16 protein-coding genes are annotated in these 18,026 nt (G+C 69.5%); 1 reads left to right on the top strand and 15 read right to left on the bottom strand.

Annotation, left to right across the window (positions count from 1 at the left end; genetic code table 11):
• Window positions 1–4: 4 nt before the first annotated feature.
• The 13 genes from VGV06_18975 to VGV06_18915 form a co-directional block, all read right to left on the bottom strand.
• The gene (locus VGV06_18975) at window positions 5–1,333 is read right to left on the bottom strand and encodes a neutral/alkaline non-lysosomal ceramidase N-terminal domain-containing protein (protein HEV2057228.1); all 1,329 of its coding nucleotides are present in this window, start codon (window positions 1,331–1,333) and stop codon (window positions 5–7) included.
• Window positions 1,330–2,214, bottom strand: coding sequence for a DNA polymerase III subunit delta (gene holA / locus VGV06_18970; GenBank protein ID HEV2057227.1), 885 nt, complete (start codon window positions 2,212–2,214; stop codon window positions 1,330–1,332). The genes VGV06_18975 and holA overlap by 4 nt, the downstream gene beginning before the upstream one ends.
• A complete protein-coding gene (locus VGV06_18965; protein ID HEV2057226.1) occupies window positions 2,214–2,735 on the bottom strand; it encodes an LptE family protein in 522 nt (173 codons plus the stop codon). The genes holA and VGV06_18965 overlap by 1 nt, the downstream gene beginning before the upstream one ends.
• A complete protein-coding gene (leuS, locus tag VGV06_18960) occupies window positions 2,732–5,230 on the bottom strand; it encodes a leucine--tRNA ligase (protein ID HEV2057225.1) in 2,499 nt (832 codons plus the stop codon). The genes VGV06_18965 and leuS overlap by 4 nt, the downstream gene beginning before the upstream one ends.
• Before the next feature lie 85 nt (window positions 5,231–5,315).
• Entirely contained in the window at window positions 5,316–5,567 is a 252-nt protein-coding gene (locus VGV06_18955; protein HEV2057224.1) for a hypothetical protein, read from the bottom strand.
• A 33-nt stretch (window positions 5,568–5,600) separates the two neighbouring features.
• On the bottom strand, window positions 5,601–7,457 hold the full coding sequence (gene uvrC, locus VGV06_18950) for an excinuclease ABC subunit UvrC (GenBank protein ID HEV2057223.1): 1,857 nt from the start codon (window positions 7,455–7,457) through the stop codon (window positions 5,601–5,603).
• Window positions 7,442–7,654 carry a hypothetical protein gene (locus tag VGV06_18945; protein ID HEV2057222.1) on the bottom strand — a complete coding sequence of 71 codons (213 nt, stop codon included), beginning with the start codon at window positions 7,652–7,654 and terminating at the stop codon, window positions 7,442–7,444. The genes uvrC and VGV06_18945 overlap by 16 nt, the downstream gene beginning before the upstream one ends.
• A gap of 17 nt (window positions 7,655–7,671) precedes the next feature.
• The gene (gene uvrB / locus VGV06_18940; GenBank protein ID HEV2057221.1) at window positions 7,672–9,696 is read right to left on the bottom strand and encodes an excinuclease ABC subunit UvrB; all 2,025 of its coding nucleotides are present in this window, start codon (window positions 9,694–9,696) and stop codon (window positions 7,672–7,674) included.
• Between the two features lie 5 nt (window positions 9,697–9,701).
• Window positions 9,702–10,232, bottom strand: a complete 531-nt coding sequence (locus VGV06_18935; protein ID HEV2057220.1) for an HNH endonuclease — start codon at window positions 10,230–10,232, stop codon at window positions 9,702–9,704.
• A gap of 51 nt (window positions 10,233–10,283) precedes the next feature.
• Entirely contained in the window at window positions 10,284–10,760 is a 477-nt protein-coding gene (locus VGV06_18930; GenBank protein ID HEV2057219.1) for a hypothetical protein, read from the bottom strand.
• 8 nt (window positions 10,761–10,768) lie between these two features.
• Window positions 10,769–11,641: a Ppx/GppA phosphatase family protein gene (locus VGV06_18925; protein ID HEV2057218.1), complete on the bottom strand. Its 873-nt coding sequence runs from the start codon at window positions 11,639–11,641 to the stop codon at window positions 10,769–10,771.
• A 65-nt stretch (window positions 11,642–11,706) separates the two neighbouring features.
• Complete coding sequence (locus tag VGV06_18920; GenBank protein HEV2057217.1) at window positions 11,707–14,172, bottom strand: GAF domain-containing protein; 2,466 nt, start codon at window positions 14,170–14,172, stop codon at window positions 11,707–11,709.
• 81 nt (window positions 14,173–14,253) lie between these two features.
• Window positions 14,254–14,670, bottom strand: a complete 417-nt coding sequence (locus tag VGV06_18915) for a cytochrome c (GenBank protein HEV2057216.1) — start codon at window positions 14,668–14,670, stop codon at window positions 14,254–14,256.
• A 174-nt stretch (window positions 14,671–14,844) separates the two neighbouring features.
• Between VGV06_18915 and VGV06_18910 the strand changes: the two genes are divergently transcribed.
• Window positions 14,845–16,176 (top strand): FAD-dependent oxidoreductase, encoded by a 1,332-nt coding sequence (locus tag VGV06_18910; protein ID HEV2057215.1) that lies wholly within the window; start codon window positions 14,845–14,847, stop codon window positions 16,174–16,176.
• On the opposite strand, the gene VGV06_18905 is transcribed toward VGV06_18910, so the two are convergent.
• A complete protein-coding gene (locus VGV06_18905; protein HEV2057214.1) occupies window positions 16,173–17,720 on the bottom strand; it encodes an MFS transporter in 1,548 nt (515 codons plus the stop codon). The genes VGV06_18910 and VGV06_18905 overlap by 4 nt on opposite strands.
• Window positions 17,721–17,722: 2 nt before the next feature.
• Complete coding sequence (locus VGV06_18900) at window positions 17,723–18,019, bottom strand: hypothetical protein (protein HEV2057213.1); 297 nt, start codon at window positions 18,017–18,019, stop codon at window positions 17,723–17,725.
• Window positions 18,020–18,026: the final 7 nt, after the last annotated feature.

The following is an 18,026-nucleotide window of genomic DNA, read 5'->3' as shown; positions in this document are numbered from 1 at the left end:
CCCATCAGCCGCGGGGCCCCTGCTTCGCCAAACGGTCGAGCAGTTCAATCGCAGAGTCCCGCAGGGTCTCCCCGCCGTTCTCGCCGTATAGACTGCCGCAGGCGACGTAGCTCGGCTGGGCGTAATCCCGGCGCGTGAGGAAATACCCGAGATAGTCGTTGCTGTACCCGGCGACGAAAGTTTCCTCGAAGGTCCGCCGTCCGGCAGTCTTGATGTCGAGACCGAGCCGCGTCTGGAGCTCGCCGGGGACCGTCACCCACGCCGTGCCCCCGATGCGCACAGCCGTGAGACCGGCTGACGACGGCAGAGTCCAGTCAAGCCCGAGCAGGAGCGCCGCCGGCACCCAGCGGCCTGTGCAGTTGCGCACCGAGAGTGCGGGGCCGGGCAGCGACACCTGGCTCCGGACAGCGTGGAGGGTCAGGTCGCGACCGGGCGGCAGTGTTCGCCACGCGGCCAGCGCGGCCGAGGCCAGTGCCGCGCCGGCGCTTTCCACGCCCGGCCAGCCCCGCTGCCTCGGGCTGACATCTCCCGCCGCGCCGTTGACGAAGAGCACCGGCGCCCCCGTCTCCCTCTCGAGTCTCGCCGATGCGTCCGCCATAAGGTCGCCCGAGAGGAGCGAGTTCGCGCGGCCTAGCGCGGTGCCGTGGACCGCGTAGTTCCATACGAGGGCGACCGGACGGCCGTCGGCGCCCATTACCTTGAGGAGGCCGAGTTCCGGATCGAGCGGCTGGTCGAGGCGGCTCATGGCCACGCCCGTCACCGTGGTCTTCCCCCACGCCAAGAGCGCCGGAGCCCGTCGCCGTAGAGCCTCCCGCGCCGCCTTCTCCATGGCGTCGAGAATGGCCTTCCGCACCGCCGGGGATTCCCGATCGGCGGCGACGAGAGCCCAGAAAGCCGAATCCGCGTAGGCGCCTGGTCCCGAGTGCGTGTGCGACGCCGAGACGATGAGGATCGGCGGCTCGCCGCCCCGGTCCGCGAGACGCGCGCGCACTTCCGCGACCATGGTCGGGTCGACGGCGACCAGGTCCACGGAGAGCCAGACAACTCTGAGGCCGCCGGACTCAAATGCCAGCGCACGCACGCGGAGCGGATCGTGGACGCCGCTGGACCGGTTGAACCAGAACGTATTGGGGAACCGCCCGAGGAAATCGGGGATCCACGCGCGCCGCGGGAAACCGCCGTAGCCGGCGAGCGGCGTTCCGGCCGGCAGCTGGACTTCGAGAGAAGCGGCCCCGGCGGTAAGAGATGAAGCCGCGGCCGGAACTGCGGCGGCGGCGTGAAGCGACAGCACCCCCACGGTGGCGAGCGCCCACGCGAGGGCGTCCGAGCTCACGCCTCGCACAGGTCAGCGACGAGAATCGCCAGCTCCGGACGCGGCGCGCCGCCCAGCTTGAGCCGGCGCTCGGCCTGCCAGCAGCGCTCGAGGCGCCTCGCCGCCGCCAGCAGCGTCGCTCGCCGCGCCTGCGCCGCAAGGATGGCGAGGAGGCGCAGCGGCTCCTCACCGGCCCCCAGCAGGCGCTCGAGCAGAGACAACGCTGCGGCGGCGTCCCGCCGCTCCACGGCCCGCGTCAGCTCGAAGACTTCGTGCGAGCGGTGCTCGCCCACCACCGCGCGCACCTCGACCGCTCCGACGCGCCGGTTCTCGGGCCCGCCCGCGAGAGCGGCTTTCACGGCTTCGCCGGCCAAGGCGGCAGGATCGTCGCCAACGAGGGTGATGAGCAGCAGAGCCGCCTCCTCCTCGAGCTCTAAACCGTCGGCGGAGGCGCGGGCGCGCAGCCAGCCCGCGAGCGCGCGCCCGGTGAGCTGGGGGATCTCGACGGCTCCCCCGGCGGGCACCGCCTTCAGGAGCCAGTGGGACCCCGCGAGCGGTTGAGGCACCGTCACGGCCAGGACCGTGCTCGGGTTCGGGGCGCGCAGGTACTCGACCAGCGGCTCGGCCTGCGTCGGGCCGAGCCCCTCGACGCCGCGAGCTACGACCAGCCGCCGTGGCGTTCCCCACGGCAGCGTCTCCGCAGCCCGCACGATGCCCTCGGCCCCCGCCTCGCGAGCCTCGAGCACCTCGCGGGACATGACCAAGAGCCCGGGATCAGGACAGACGGCGCGAGTCAGCGTGGCCAGAGCTTCTTCGATGAGGAAGGGCTCCGGTCCGTGGAGCAGCACGACGGGCGCCGCCTGCCCCCGTGTCAGCCCTTGGAGCCAGGCCGCGTACTGCACTAGAAACGGTCGACCGCGTGACCGACGATCTTCCGGCCGATCTCAAGAGCCGCCTGCTTCACGGCTCCCTCTTCGCGGCTGATCGTGTCCGAGACCTGGCCGGCAACGTCGAAGGAGACCTCCTCGACGAGGCCGTTCTGCTGCCAGAGCATCTCGGTGCGGCGAAGGTCGCGGAAGCGGACGTTCAGCGTCACCGTCAGGCGGTAGGACCGGAGGTTGAGCCTGCTGTCATACGTGAGCGACTGGACCTGGTAGCCCGTAATCTCCCCGTCGAGGACCGAGTCCGCGTCGTCGAGCGAAACTACCTTTAGTCTGCCGCTGCTCGTGAACGCGTTGACCACGGCCGAGGTGATCGTGCTCTCCGCCCCAGCCTCGGTCGTCCGGTTCCTGAACACCGGCACCGACACCGTCTTGAGGTGGTCGGGCAGGTTGCCCCTGAGCGAGTAGCCACACCCCCCCGCGGCCGCGGCGAGCAGGAGCGCGGCAGACAGCAGAGCGCGAATCGCGCGGCGCCGGCTCATGACCGCGTCACGATATTAACGAGGCGGCCGGGCACGACCACGACCTTGGCAACCACCCGGCCGTCGATCCAGGGGCGGACCTTGTCCTCGGCGAGGGCCTGCTCTCGGACGGCCTGCTCGGGAGCCGCGACGTCCACGGTCAGTCGGCTGCGGACCTTGCCGTCCACTTGGACCACCACCGTCACCTGCTCGCGCACGAGGGCGCCCGCGTCCGCGGCTGGCCAAGCCTGACGGAAGAGGCTCTCGCCGTGCCCGAGCGCCTGCCACAGCTCTTCGGTCATGTGCGGACACACGGGTCCTAAGAGCAGGAGCGCCGTTTCCACCGCCTCCCGCAGCAGGCCGGCGCGCTCGGCCCCGACGACGCGATCGAGCGAGTCCCGCTCGAACTCGTGGAGTGCATTGACCAACTCCATGACGGCGCTGATCGCCGTGTTGAAGTGAAAGTCCCGCTCGACGTCGGCCGTGACGCGCGCGACGGCCTCGTGGATCACGCGCCGGAAAACCTTTCCCGACTCCGAGAGCGCGTCGGGCGCGCGCCCGGCGCCCTTGATCTCGTCGGCGTGGGCGCGGACGAAGCGCCAGAGCCGGTTCAGGAAGCGTGAGGCGCCCTCGACGCCGCTCTCCGTCCACTCCAGATCCCGCTCGGGCGGCGCCGCGAACAGCGTGAAGAGCCGTGTCGCGTCCGCTCCGAAACGCCGGATCATGTCGTCAGGGTCCACGACGTTGCCCTTGGACTTCGACATCTTCGCGCCGTCCTTGATCACCATGCCCTGCGAGAGGTGGGCCGCGAACGGCTCGTCGAGCGTGATCATCCCGAGGTCGCGGAGCACCTTGGTGAAGAAGCGCGCGTACAGGAGGTGCAGCACCGCGTGCTCGATGCCGCCGATGTACTGGTTTACCGGCATCCAGTACTCGGCCGCCGACCGCTCGAACATCCCCTGCTCGTACCGCGGCGAGCAGTAGCGGATGAAATACCAGGCGGACTCGACGAACGTGTCCATGGTGTCGGTGTCTCGCCGGGCACGACCGCCGCATTTCGGGCACGTTGCGTTCACGAACGTGGCGACTTCGGCCAGGGGCGAGCCGCCCTTGCCGCTGATCTGCACGTCCTGAGGCAGCACCACGGGCAGGTTCTCCTCCCGCTCCGGCACCATGCCGCAGGTCTCGCAGTAGAGGATGGGGATGGGCGCGCCCCAGTAGCGCTGGCGGCTGATGCCCCAGTCGCGCAGTCGGTAGTTGATCTTCGACCGTCCGATGCCCTTGGACACGAGCCAGTCGATGGCCTTGCGCTTGGCCTCCTCCACGGTAGAGCCGTCGAGGAAGCCCGAGTTGATCTTCACGCCGTCACCGAGGTACGCCTGGGTCTCCTGCCACCCGTCGGGTCTCTTGACGGTGGCGATGATGTCCAGCCCGTTCTGCTTGGCGAAGTCCCAGTCGCGCTGGTCCTCTCCCGGAACGGCCATGATGGCGCCGGTGCCGTAGCCCATGAGCACGTAGTCCGCGATGAAGAGCGGCATCTCCTTCCCCGTGAAGGGATTGACGGCGCGCGCGTTGAGCCGGATACCGCGCTTCGAGCGGTCGGCCGCCATGCGCTCGATCTCGGATTCGCGGCCGACCTCCTGCCGAAAGGCAGTGACCCGGGCGCGCTCCTGCTCATCCATCGCGAGTTTGTCCACGAGCGGATGCTCCGGGGCCAGCACCGCGTACGTCATGCCGAACGACGTGTCGGGGCGCGTGGTGAAGATCGTGACGCGGAGGTCCGGGCGCTCCGCCACAGGAAGTTCGAACTCAGCGCCCTCGCTCTTCCCGATCCAGTTCCTCTGCATGGTCAACACCCGCTCGGGCCAGCCGGGCAGCCTGTCGCACCAGGCCAGGAGCTCCTCGGCATAGTCGGTGATCTTGAAAAACCAGCCCTCGATCTCCTTGGGCACGACCTCGGAGTCGCACCGCCAGCAGCGCCCGTTCTCGACCTGTTCGTTGGCGAGGACGGTCTGGCACGACGGGCACCAGTTGACCCTCGATCGCTGCTTGTACGCGAGGCCGCGCTCGAACATGCGGATGAAAACCAGCTGCTCCCAGCGGTAGTAGGACGGGTCGCACGTGGCGAGCTCGCGATCCCAGTCGTAGGACATGCCGAGCCGCCGGAGTTGCGTCTTCATGTTGGCGATGTTCTCGTGGGTCCACACGGCGGGGTGCACGCCGTTGTCGATGGCGGCGTTCTCGGCCGGCATCCCGAAGGCGTCCCACCCCATGGGATGGAGCACGTTGTAGCCGCGCATCCACTTGAAGCGGGCCAGGAGATCCCCGATCGTGTACACGCGCACGTGGCCCATGTGGATGCGTCCGGACGGGTACGGGAACATCTCGAGGCAGTAGTACTTCGGCCGCGCGGGATCCTCGGTGGCGCGGAACTGACCGCTCTCCTCCCAGACCCGCTGCCACTTCGACTCGATCTCGCGGAAGGGATAACGCTCTACGCGGTCGTCGGTGGCCATATTCGCGCTGATTTTCCCACACTTAGCAGGCGGGACGCAAGAAAGGTCCCCGGGGGCGGGCGGTCAGCCCCCGGGGGTCGAGACCCTACTGCTTCATTTTCAGCTCCAGCTTGATTTCCGCAGCGGCATCCTTGGCCTTCTGCACCGACTCGGCGTGCTTGCCGGCGGCGTGCAGCGCCTTGGCCTCGGCGGCCATGGCCACCGCCTTCTTGGACGCGTCGTCGGTCTTTCCGGCGGTCGCGTCCTCGATCTGCTTGACCAGCAGTGGGCACTGGTTCGCGAACGCCGCGCCGGCGGTCGCCAACACCAGGGCCAGAGCTATCAGAATCTTCTTCATGTATTCACCCCCCTTCGTGAGATGTCGCATAGTCTAACCCGGTTCGGCCCCGGATGGTTCCTCCCCTGCAGGCGCCGGGTGGAAGAAGTCGTGGATGCGCTGGGCGAGCTTCGGCCGTACCTTGGGCACGGCCGCCAGCTGGGCAACCGAGGCCCCGCGCACCGCCCGGGCCGAACCCAGGGTCTTGAGCAGACTGGTCCTGAGCGCGGGTCCCACGCCGGGGATCTGATCCAGCACCGAACTGATGGTCCGGCGGGTGCGGAGCTTCTTGTGGTAGGTCACGGCGAAGCGGTGGGCCTCGTCGCGCACCCTCTGGAGCGCGTGGAGCGCGGGGGATGTCAGGTCCAGCACGAGCGGCTCGAGCCGGTCCGGCGTGTAGACCTCCTCCGCCCGCTTGGCCAGCGACACCATGGGCACGTAGTCGAGACCGATGGCCTCCAGCGCCTTCAGCCCCGCTGCCAGCTGGCCCCGCCCGCCATCCAGCAGGATCAGGTCGGGGAGGACACCATCAGTCTCGAGGACTCGCCCGTAGCGCCGGCTCACGGCCTCGTGCATGGCGGCGAAATCGTCGGTCCCCGTAACCGTCCGGATCCGGTAGCGCTTGTAGTCGTCCTTCTTCATGTCCCCGTCCTGCCAGACCACCATGGAGGCGACGGTCTCCCCGCCCTGGAAGGTCGAGACGTCGAAGGCCTCGATGCGGTGGGGCGGCTCCGGCAGGCCGAGCGCGCGCTGGAGCTCGTCCAGCACCGCCTGCGTCCGGTTGCCCCGCGAGAGGAGATGGCTCTGGAGCGCCAGCGCGCCGTTCTCCTCCGCCATCGCCACGAGCTCGCGCTTTCTCCCGCGCTGGGGCGCCAGGAGCTCCACGCGGCCGCCGCGGCGCCCGGCCAGCCACTCGCCGGTCAGCTCGGCCTCGGGCACGTCCACCGAGAGGAGGATCTCCGGCGGCGGCACGACCTCGCGCGCGTAGAACTGGCGCAGGAAGGCCGAGAGGACCTCTCCCTCGCTCGACCCCGACAGCCGGTCGAAGAAGAAGGACTCGCGCCCGAGCAGCCTGCCGCGCCGCACGAAGAAGAGCTGGACGCAGGCGTCCTGCCCCTGGCGGACGACACCCACGATGTCCTGGTCGCTGTCCTCGGTCGAGATGATCTTCTGCCGCTCGCGAACCGTGTTGAGCGCCTGGACACGGTCGCGCAGCCGCGCCGCCTGCTCGAACTTTTCCTCCCCCGCCGCGGCTTCCATCTGCGCCGTCAGCTCCTGCGCCAGGCCGTCGTTCTTCCCCGCCAGGAAGCGCTCGACCTCGCGCACGGTGCGGTCGTAGCCCTCCTTGGTCTCCAGGCTGGTGCACGGCGCGTTGCAGCGGTGGATGTAGTACTGCAGGCACGGGCGCGACTTCTTGCCGTCTATCTTGATCCTGCAGGTCCGGAGCGGGAAGAGCTGGCGCACGAGTCTCAGCGTCTCCCGCATCGCGGTCGCCGGGTAGAAGGGCCCGAAGTAGGCCGCTCCGTCCCGCTGCACCCGCCGCGCGACGACGAGGCGCGGGTACTCTTCGTTGGTGGTCAGCTTGAGGAAGGGGTAGTGCTTGTCGTCACGGAGGATGATGTTGTAGCGCGGCCGGTGCCTCTTGACGAGATTGGACTCCAGGATGAGCGCCTCGAGCTCGTTGCCCGTGACGATGCACTCGAGATCGCGGATCTGCCCGACGAGCGCGTCCGTCTTCGCATCGCGCGCCCGCGACGCCTGGAAGTAGGAGCGTACGCGACTTCGGAGCGAGGCGGCCTTGCCGACGTAGACGATCTGCCCTTTGCCGTCCTTGTAGAGGTAGACGCCCGGCCGGTCGGGCAGCTGGGCGAGCTTGGCCGCGAAGTCGGCCGCCGCTACGCGGCCAGCCACAGCGTCACCGCGAGGACGACGAGCCCGAGGACCGCGGGGACGAGGACGGTCCACCGCAGCATACGATCGATCCGGCGCAGCACGGGCGCACGCGGGCGTCCCGCGCGCGGCGGGTTGAAGAACGCAATGACCTTCGATAGCACAACGAGGCCCAGTGAGAGGGCCACGAAGAACACCAGGGTCCACTTGACGAGCATGGCGGGTGGGGCGCCCCTCAGCGCACGCCCAACTCGGCCTTCCGGAGCGCCTTGATCCGGTCGCGCAGCTCCGCGGCGCGCTCGAAGTCGAGGCGCCGAGCGGCCTCCTTCATGGCCCCTTCGAGCTCGGCCACGTGCGCCCGGAGCGCCGCAGGACTCTCCCACACGGGCTCGGTCTCCTTGGGCACCTCGACCGTGTAGTAGTCGCGCTCCGGCACGCTGTCGAGGAGATCCTTCATTCCGCGCGTGACGGACTCAGGCGTGATGCCGTGCTCCTTGTTGTACACCTCCTGGACTACCCTCCGCCTCTCCGTCTCGGCGATCGCCTCCCGCATCGAGCCCGTCACCGTGTCCGCGTACATGATCACCTCGCCGTTGACGTGGCGGGCCGCCCTGCCGGCAGTCTGGATGAGCGAAGTCGCCGAGCGCAAGAAGCCCTCCTTGTCGGCGTCGAGGATCGCCACGAGCGAGACCTCGGGCAGATCGAGCCCCTCCCGAAGGAGGTTGATGCCGATCAGGGCGTCGAACTTGCCCATTCGCAGCTCGCGGATCACCGCCACGCGGTCCAGCGTGTCGATGTCCGAGTGCAGGTACCGCACCCTGAGCCCGTTCTGCTGGTAGTACTCGCATAGGTCCTCGGCCATGCGCTTCGTCAGCGTCGTGATGAGCACCCGCTCGCCGCCCTCCGCGTGGGCGCGCACCTCCGCCATGAGGTCGTCGACCTGGACGCCCGCCGGGCGCACGGTAATCTTGGGATCCATGAGCCCGGTCGGCCGGATGATCTGCTCGGCCACGGCCCCGCCCTCCCACGGCGTGCCCGGTCCCGCCCGGCGCCCGCCCGCCCGTCCGAGCTCGTACGGCCCCGGTGTCGCCGACACGTAGAGCGTCTGCGGCACCATGGCCGTGAACTCGTCGAAGTTGAGCGGCCGGTTGTCGAAGGCCGACGGCAGCCGGAAGCCGTACTCGACGAGCGCCTCCTTGCGCGACCGGTCCCCCGGGTACATGCCGCGTATCTGCGGCACCGTCACATGGGATTCGTCGATGATGACGAGGGCGTCCTTGGGAAGGTAATCCATCAGGGTCGGCGGGCTCTGCCCCGGCCTGCGCCCGGACAGATGCCGAGAGTAGTTTTCGATGCCGTGGCAGTAGCCGATCTCCCGCAGCATCTCCATGTCGAAGAGCGTCCGCTGCTCGAGCCGCTGGGCCTCCAGCAGCCGGTTGCGCCCCTTGAGGAACCGCAGCCGCTCGCCCAGCTCCTCCATGATGCCCGCGACCGCGCGCTCGAGCTGGTCGGCCGGCGTGACGTAGTGGCTCGCGGGGTAGATCCTCGCGACCGACGCAGAACCCGTCGTCACCCCCCGCAGCGGATCCAGGGTCGATAGCTTTTCGACCGTGTCTCCCCACAACTCGACGCGGAGGGCCTCCGACTCCGCGGCTGCCGGGAAGATCTCCACGACGTCGCCGCGGACCCGGAACGTCCCCCTGCGGAAGTCGACGTCGTTGCGCTCATACTGGATGGCGACCAGGCCCCGGATGAGCGCGTCGCGCTCGATCACCTGCCCGACCTCCAGTCCAACATTCATGCCCTGGTAGGTCTCCGGGGCGCCGATGCCGTAGATGCACGAGACCGAGGCGACCACCACGACGTCCCGCCGCTCGAAGAGCGACGTCGTCGCCGAGTGGCGCATGCGGTCGATGTCGTCGTTCACCAGCGCGTCCTTCTCGATGTAGGTGTCCGACTGCGGGATGTAGGCCTCCGGCTGGTAGTAGTCGTAGTAGGAGACGAAGAACTCGACGGCGCCGGCGGGGAAAAATGACTTGAACTCGCCGTAGAGCTGCGCCGCCAGCGTCTTGTTCGGAGAGATGACCAGCGCCGGCCGGCCCAGCTGCGCGATGACGTTGGCGAGCGTGAAGGTCTTGCCGCTGCCCGTGATGCCGAGGAGGACGCTGTGCCGGCGTCCCTCGGCGAGCAGCTCGCTCAGGCGCTCGATTGCGCGCGGCTGGTCCCCCGCGGGCGAGAACTCCGAGGACAGCCTGAACAACGCGCTCAGGGGGAGGACGGGACCGCGACGAGGTACTTCCGCCACGAGTCGAGGAAGCTCGTGGCGTGGGGGTGCCGCATGAGGTGCACCGAGAACAGGAACTGCGGGTGCACCGGCTCGCGGATGAGCCGCAGGCGGGCCTCCTCCACCGTCCGGTTTCCCTTGAAGAGATTGCACCGGAGACAGGCCGCGACGACGTTGGTCCACGTGGTCTGCCCGCCCCGCGAGCGCGGCATGACGTGGTCCACGGTCAGCTTCTCACCGCGCCGGCTGCAATACTGGCAGGTGTACCCGTCGCGGCGGAGGATGTTCTTTTTGTTGAACGCGACCCGCTCGAGGAACGGCTTGCGGATGTAGGCGGCAAGTCGGATCACCGCGGGCAGCGGGAAGGCGCGTGAGGGCGAGCGGATCACGCGCGGCGACGACTCGACGCTCTCGGCTTTGCAGGCGAGCAGGAGCGTCACCGCACGCCTGGCGCTGGTGAAATGCAGCGGCTCGTACGTATAGTTGAGCACCAAGACCGCTATGTCATCCATATCCGTTCGTCAAGGATAGTCAGGGCGCCGCGGCCTGTCAACTCCGGGCGCTCAGACCAGCGCCCGCCAGAACGTCGGCGCGAAGCCCGTCAGCAGCAGGAAGGCGGACACGAACCAGCGCCAATCCCACAAGAGGAGCGCCACCAGCACGCAGAGAATCACGAAGCAGAGCCCGTAGAAGCGGACCTCTCGACGGTCGGTCCAGGCGCCCTTGCCCACCAGCATGGGCGCCTTGCCGGCCAGGTAGACGGGCGAGTAGACAAGGAAGAAAACCACGAGCAGACCCGAGAAGGCCAACACCCCGCCCATGGCGCCCAGGAGTGCCCACGCTACCCAGGCCACCGGCGAGGTCGCGCTCTCGACGAAGATCGTCGGCATGTACTGGGGCTTGTGGAAGACCAGGAGGACCGCCGTGGCAAAGAGCGGCAGCACCAGCTCGAGCCACGCCCACCGGGCGGAGCGAGGGCCCCAGTTTGCCGGCACGTTTGCTAGATCCGTGACCCTCCACTGCCCCGATCGGTTCGCCATGTCCCCTCTCAGTGCTCAGCCAGTATCTCATACAGGATGCCCTCCCGGAGACCCCGGTCGCTGACCATGAGGGCATCGAAGCCGAGCCTGTCCAGGGCCGCGAGACAGATCGCCGAGCCCGGGACGATCAGGTCGGCCCGGCCGGGCTCGAGGCACGGCAGGGCGGCGCGCTCGGCCAGGCTGAGGGCCGCGAGGCGCGCGCAGAGCCCCGCCACCACCACGCGCGTGAGGCGGTGGCCGTGCACTCGCGCCGCGTCGTAGGACTCGAGGTTGAGATCGAGGGCCGCCAGCGTCGTCACTGTGCCCGCGCTGCCCACGAGTGTCGGCGCGCCGTGGCGGAGGATCGGCTCGGTGAGGCCGGCGGCGAGCCGGGCCCCGACCTCGGCGGCCATCGCGTCGTGCCGCGTGTGATCGACGGGGCCCTGGTCCATGAAGCGCTCGGCGAGCTCGACTACTCCGAGTTTTACGCTCACGGCCAGAGGCGCGCGCCCTGCGCGCGAAAGCACGAACTCGGTGCTGCCGCCGCCGATATCGAAGAGAAGGAAATGGCCCTTCAGGTCGGGCAGCCCTTGAGTCACGCCGAGGAGAGTCAGCCGCGCTTCTTCCTCGCCCGAGATCACCCGCACCTGCCGGCCACTCCACGAATGGACCTGGGCGAGAAACTCGGCACCGTTGGTCGCCTCGCGGACAGCGCTGGTGCCGACGATGCGCACATCGTGGACGCCCAGGTCTTCCGCCCGACGGCAGAAGGCGGCAACGACCTCCGCGGTCCGCCGCATCGCGGCCGGCTGGAGCATGCCCGTCCCCGCCTGCCCCTCTCCCAGCCGCGTCACGCGCTGCTCCGCGTGCAGCCCGCGCCATTTGGCGCCGGAGGCCTCCACGATGAGCAGGCGGACGGTGTTGGTGCCGAGGTCGATGGCAGCCAGCCGCCTTACTTCGAGGCGCGCTATACGATTGGTCGCAGCCGCAGGGCGTCGCCGAGCACGGACAGGACGCGCTCGAAGCGGAACGGCTTGACCAGCATGAGGTCGACGCCGCTGTCGCGCAGTCGCTCGGGGTCGAGGAGGTGTCCCCACCCGGTGATGAGCACCACCGGCGTTTCCGGACGCATGCGCTTGACCGAGCGCGCCACATCCAGCCCCGAGCACTCGGGCAGCGAGAGATCGGTCAGGACCACGTCGAAGGCCCCGCCTTGGAAGCGCGCCAGGCCCGTGAGCCCGTCGGTCGCCGATTCGACCCTATGGCCGGCGCCGGTCAGAGCCTCCACCAGCATGGTACGGATATGCTCTTCGTCTTCGAGCACGAGAATGGAGACGGTTGCGGCGGCGCGAATCTCGTCTTCGGGTGGGTCCTGCATTACGGGCATCGTGGACATCTCGGGGATCACGGATATCTCGGGCATTTCGGGCATCTCGGGTATCACAGGCATCTCGGGCATCGCAGGCATCTCTGGAATCGCAGGCATCTGGGGCATGCGCGAGTCCACGGTGTGACCGGGAGCCGCCGGAAACGAGAGCGTCACCGTCGTACCCCCGCCGGGCTCGCTCCTCACCCGGACGCTGCCGCGGTGCCGGTTGACGACCCCGTGCACGACGGACAGCCCGAGCCCGGTCCGGTGCGGGGCGCGCGTGGTGAAGAAGGGATCGAAGATGCGGCGCCGCACGTCTTCGGGCATTCCTTCGCCCCCATCCGACACGTGGAGCTCCACGCCGGCGTCGACCCGCCGGAGGGTCAGGCCCAGGCGCCCGCCGCGCGGCATGGCGTCCACGGCATTCAGGATCAGGTTCATCACCGCCTCGCGCAGCGCGGCCGCCTGCCCCTCCACGGGCGGGACCCGGTCGACGTCGGTCACCACCTCGATCGGCGCCCCGCGAGCTTCGACCTCGTCCTTCCAGAGCGCGCGCGTCAGCGCGACGGCGTCCTGCACCACCGCGGCCAAGTCCACCGGGCCCGTGCCGTCGTCCATGCTCGTCGCCGCGAAGCCCTGGAGCCGTCGTACGAAGTCCGCCGCCCGCCACGCCGCTTCCTCAACCGCGGCGAGCCCCTCGCGCAAGGGTCCCTCGGGGGCTCGGGTCAGCATAAGCTGGGTCTTCCCCAGCACGATGGCAAGGAGGTTGTTGAACTCGTTGGCGATACCGCCCGCCATGGCGCCGACGGCGCGGGCCTTCTCCGTCTGGACGAGCTGGTCCTGGGCCGACGCCATCCCCTCGAAGGCGGTCCTGACCTCGCCGTAGAGCCGATTGTTCTCCATCCCCAGCGCGAGGAGCGAGGCCAGCACCTGGACAGTGGCCACCTCGTCCGGCGTGAACTCGCGCGCCTCGGGATCCGCGAGGTAGAGCGCGCCCACGGTCTGGTGCCGCAGTCGGACGGGAACCACGAGACAGGCGCGCAGTCCCGCCTCGCGGAGCACATCGTTCTCACACCCATCGCGGCTCTGGATGTCGCGGCACAGCACGGGGCGATGTGTCGCGAACATCTCGCCGGTCAGCCCGTAGCCGGTGTCCGCCCGCCAGGAGCTGACCGCCCCGGCCGGCAGCCCCGAGGCCGCGGCGAGCGACAGGCCCGCCGACCCGGCCGGCACGCCCAACGCGGCGACGCGCACGCCCGCCAGGCGGCACGCGACCTCACAAGCCCGCGAGAGCATGTCCTCCCTCTCCTGGCCCACGAGCACGTGGCCCAGGAAGACCTCGAGCTCACGGAGTCGGCGGATGTGGCCCCCCGTGGTCTCGACGAACTGTCGGTGGGCCAGGGCCGTGCCGACGCGGTCGGCGATCACGAGCAGCAGCAGCACCTCCTGCTCGGAGAAGGCCGGGCGCGGCGCGCGGCGGCCAGCGTAGAGGACCCCAGCCGCGTGCCCGGCGGCGCGGATCGGCACGGCCACGGCGTCACGCACCGGGAAGAGCGCCAGAAACGGGTCCTCGGCGACGCTGACGGCGCGGCTCGAGGAGCGCAGAATCTGCTCGTCCTGGAAGGCTTGGCCGACGAGTCCGTCTCCCGCTTTAATGGAGATGGTCTCGAGATCATCGCGCCGGAACCCTCGCCCGGCGCAGGCCACGAGGCGAGAGCCATCTGGCTCCCAGATGAAGAGCATGGCGCGATCGGCGGACAGCAGCCGCGCGACCCGATCCATGGCGAGGGAGAAGACCTGGGCGGGCTCGAGCCCCGAAGACGGGATGGCGAGGATCTCCTGACCGACCGAGAGCGCGTCGCGGTCATCGGGACCGTCGGCGGGGGGACTGTCGGCGGGGGGACTGTCGGCGGGCGTGACACGAGGCGTAGGCGGCGAACCGCTGGGCGCCGCCTCCAGTCGCTGGAGGCGATCGGCGAGCGCGTCGAGGCTCTGGCGGATCTCGTCCAACGAGTCCTTCAGGACCTGCGCGCTCGAATCAGGAGACGGCCGCTCGTCGCTCATGGGCAACCCGGCCAGATATTACTGCTACGCGGCGTGCACGTGGCGCACAAACTTCCGAAGCGCCGGGCCCAGCCCGGAGCGCTACTTGCCTCCGAGCGAGCGGATGTAGCGGACCACGGCCCAGCGGTCGTTCTCCGGCAGGAACTTCCAGGAAGGCATGGCGCCCCGGCCGGTGCTGAGCTTCCAGAAGATCTCCCCGTCCGACATGGCCTGGACTCTCTTGGACGTCCAGTCTGCGGGCTTGGGATTGAGCGCCACCGCCGCCGCCCCGTCGCCCTTGCCCTTGGCGCCGTGGCAGGACACGCAGTTGACCTCGGCCACCTTCTTGCCCTGCGCGACGGTCGCCGCGTTTGCAGGAAGCGGGTTCTTCTTCGCCTTCTCCATCGTCGGCGCCTCCCACGCCCCCTGCGCCAGCACAGGAGCCGAGGGGCCAAGAGCAACGATCACGCCTGTCGCGAACGCCGCTACCGCTGCCGCCTGCCTCACAACCTTGCGCATATCCTCTCCTCCTAGACCTGCGGTGCTTGGCAAGACCTCGGTAGCCTGCCACCCCGTTCGGGCATTAGTGACGAGATTCACAAGTCCATTACTCGAATATCATCACGCCCGTAGGACGGTCAAGCCAAATGACTCATTCACAGCCGGACGGGCCCCGTGCTATGTTCCGGCACCATGGCGGACGAGCCCGGACGCGTGGTCGGTGTCGTGGGCGCCGGCCCCGCGGGCCTCTTCGCGACGCGGGCCCTGGCCGCCGCGGGCTGCCGCGTCCTGCTCCTCAACCGGGACATCAAGCCCGGCGGGCTGGCCGAGTACGGCATCTTCCTCGACAAGTACAAGATGAAGGGCGGGCTCCGGCGCCAGTTCCAGAAGATCCTTTCCGACCCGCGCGTCACGTACCTGGGCCATGTGCCCGTCGGGCCCGACGGGCCCCTCACCGTCACCCAGCTGCAGGGCTTGGGCTTCGACGCGCTGGTCTTTGCCATCGGCGCCCAGGGCACCAAGTACCTCGGTGTCGAGGGCGAGCGGCTCCCGGGGGTCTATCACGCCAAGGACCTCGTCTATCACTACAACCGGCTCCCGCCCTTCGCCGAGCGGGAGTTCCCCATGGGGCGCCGGGTGGCCATCGTCGGCGTGGGCAACGTGATGGTCGACGTCGCAAACTACTGCGCCCACTACTGCGACTGTGACGAGATCGTGGCGATCGCGCGGCGGGGCCCCTTCGAGAAGGCGTACGAGGACAAGGAGTTCGAAGACGTCGAAGACGCCTTCGACCGGGAGCTCTACCGCCAGGAGCTCGAGCGTATCCGTCCGCGCCTGGAAGCCGTAGGCCAAAACCCCAACGACCTCCTGAAGGCCCTTGCCGGCAACCCCGAGCCCGCCGAGCCAACGAGGGCGCGGCTTCGCTTTCGCTTTCTCGCCTCACCGAAGCGCGTGATCGCCGCGGGCGGTCGCGTCGTCGCCCTCGAGGTCGAGGAGACGCGGCTCGAGCGCAAGGGCGAGCGCATCAATGCCGTCGGCACCGGTGAAGTCTCGCGCATCCCCTGCGACACGGTGGTCTTCGCCGTCGGCGACCGGGTCGACGAGCGGTTCGGGCTGCCGTACAAGGAAGGCCTCTACGTCACCGCCCCGGGCGCCGAGCAGGATCCCGCCGCGGCGTACCAGGTCTGGGATCCCGAGCAAGGGCAGCCGCTCGCGGGGATCTTCGTTGTCGGATGGGCCCGGCGGGCCAGCGACGGCGTCGTCGGCCGAGCCAAGCTCGACGCCGAGACGGGCATCAAGCACGTCGTCAACTGGCTCCAGGCCCGGCCCAAGCGGCCCGCTGCCGAAGCCCAGCGCGTGCTGGACGCGGTCAGCGCCGCGCTCCAGAAGGCCGGCGCCTCGCCGGTGACCTACGCGGACGTCCAGCGGATTGAAGCCGAAGAGCGCGCCCGCGCCGCCCTAGCCCGCGTCGAAGAGCTCAAGTTCAAGAGGGACGACGAGATGCTCGCCCTGCTCCACCGCTAGCGCCCCTCGCGCGTCCGGCTCTGGGCGTGGGCCAGCGCGAGCAGGAACCCCGCGCCGACGCCATAAGCCGCTGCCAGCGCCAGCGCCCCGCTGCCCCCCGCCGACCACGGCCAGAAGAGCGCGCCGCTCGGCAGTGGTGAGTGCATGAGCCCGAAGAGCGTGGCGGCAGCGCAGGCGACGAACACGGCTGCCGCGCGCCCGAGGCGGCCGTCGATGATGGACGCCAGCGCCCACCCCCACAAGAGCGCCGTCACGATGAAGCCGTTGCCGAGGACGAGGAGGTGCTGAAAGGCCGCCTTGCCCTCGCCTGCCAGGTCCCCCGGGCTCCGGCCCACCGACGCCAGGAAGCTCGTTACCTCGATCAGCACAAGGGCCGCAACGGCGGGGATGAACGACACTGCGACGGCGGCGGCATGGCGAGCCGGTGAGGCGACGAAGGCCTGCGCCGTGATCTCGAGCCCGATGAAGATCAGGATGGGCGCGACGGCAGCCTCCGGCAGCACGCTCACAAGGACCGAGACCGCGCCCACCGCCCCGCCCACGCCGATTACCAGCGCGGTCGCGAGCGTGTAGCCGGCGCGCGCGCCCATGGCTTTGTACGCCGGATGCCCGATGTAGGGCGTGTTCTGGATCACGCCGCCGCAGAGCCCCGCCACCGCCGTCGCCACCGCCTCCGTCAGGAGGATGTCCCGCGTTCGATACTCGTCGCCCGCTGCAATAGCGGACTCGGTGTTGTCGATGCCGCCGATCACGGTGGCGATCGCGAAGGGCGCGGCGAGCGGCAGGTACGGCAGCACGGCGCCGAAGGCGGGCACCCACGACAGCGTCGGCCACGGGATGGCCAGGGCGAGCGCCACAGGGGGCGCCGCGAGCGAGGCGGGCCCGGCGCCCCACGCCGCCCGCAGCCAGAACACCGCCGCGCCCGCCGCGACCGCCGCGAAGGCCCCGGGCACGCCGCCCGGCAGCCTCACACGTCCAACCAGTGCAACAAGGACGATGGTCAGCGAGGTCACCCCAACGAGCGGATCGGCGAAGACCTTGAGCGCGGGCAGGAAGGCGACGAGCAGGATGGCGACGCCGGCGATCGATCCCAGGAGGGCCGCGCGCGGCACGATTCTCCGAACCCGGTCGCCCGCGAAGGCGAGGACGAGCTTGAGCGCGCCCATCGCCACGGTCACGCCCATGCCCACCTTCCAGGCGAGTACCGGGTCGCCGGTCAGCAGCATCACGGGACCCAGCACGCCGAAAACGATGCCGAAGAGCGAGGGCGTGTCGATCCCGAAGGGCATCGCCGTGACGTCGTCACGTCCGGTGCGCCGCATGAGGCGGATGGCGAGCGCGGTGTAGACCAGGTCACCGACCAGCACGCCAGCCGCCGTGCCGGGAACCATGCGTCCAAGGACGAGGTCAGCGGGGAACTTGAACACCCCGATGAGCAGGCTCGACAGGATGACGAGCTGGGTCGTGTTGTCGAGCGCCAGCCCGAAGAACGCGTTCCAGTCCCCGGGGGCGACCCAGCTCGGGGAGCGGCGCCCGGACGGCACCGCTAAGCGGGTCTCAGCGAACTATCACGTGAAGCTTCGCTGACGAGGCCGCGCACGCGGTCGGCCAGAGACTGGCACCAGGCCATGCTGCCGCGCCCGGCCGCCACGTCGTCGAACCCGAGCCCGATCTCGGAGGAGAGGCGATCGCCGACCCTCACGCGCAGGCCGTAACTCGTCCCTTCGCGGGGACCTTCAGTGTCCAGCGCGCACTCCGCGCGGAGATCCTCCCGCTTGGCGTGGGAGGTCGCGAAGTTCTCGAGCCACCTCGCAACCTCGCGGTAATCACCGCCGCTGAACATGGACGTT

This window comes from Candidatus Methylomirabilota bacterium, assembly GCA_035936835.1.
Lineage (GTDB): Bacteria > Methylomirabilota > Methylomirabilia > Rokubacteriales > CSP1-6 > AR37.
Note: the sequence above shows the minus strand (reverse complement) of the source record. Positions and strands in the feature narration are given on the sequence as shown.

Coding starts and splice junctions, on each gene's coding strand:
- VGV06_18965 (HEV2057226.1), bottom strand. CDS start 2,735: ATGAGCCGGCGCCGCGCGATTCGCGCTCTGCTGTCTGCCGCGCTCCTG.
- leuS (HEV2057225.1), bottom strand. CDS start 5,230: ATGGCCACCGACGACCGCGTAGAGCGTTATCCCTTCCGCGAGATCGAG.
- VGV06_18955 (HEV2057224.1), bottom strand. CDS start 5,567: ATGAAGAAGATTCTGATAGCTCTGGCCCTGGTGTTGGCGACCGCCGGC.
- VGV06_18945 (HEV2057222.1), bottom strand. CDS start 7,654: ATGCTCGTCAAGTGGACCCTGGTGTTCTTCGTGGCCCTCTCACTGGGC.
- VGV06_18935 (HEV2057220.1), bottom strand. CDS start 10,232: ATGGATGACATAGCGGTCTTGGTGCTCAACTATACGTACGAGCCGCTG.
- VGV06_18930 (HEV2057219.1), bottom strand. CDS start 10,760: ATGGCGAACCGATCGGGGCAGTGGAGGGTCACGGATCTAGCAAACGTG.
- VGV06_18920 (HEV2057217.1), bottom strand. CDS start 14,172: ATGAGCGACGAGCGGCCGTCTCCTGATTCGAGCGCGCAGGTCCTGAAG.
- VGV06_18915 (HEV2057216.1), bottom strand. CDS start 14,670: ATGCGCAAGGTTGTGAGGCAGGCGGCAGCGGTAGCGGCGTTCGCGACA.
- VGV06_18910 (HEV2057215.1), top strand. CDS start 14,845: ATGGCGGACGAGCCCGGACGCGTGGTCGGTGTCGTGGGCGCCGGCCCC.
- VGV06_18900 (HEV2057213.1), bottom strand. CDS start 18,019: ATGTTCAGCGGCGGTGATTACCGCGAGGTTGCGAGGTGGCTCGAGAAC.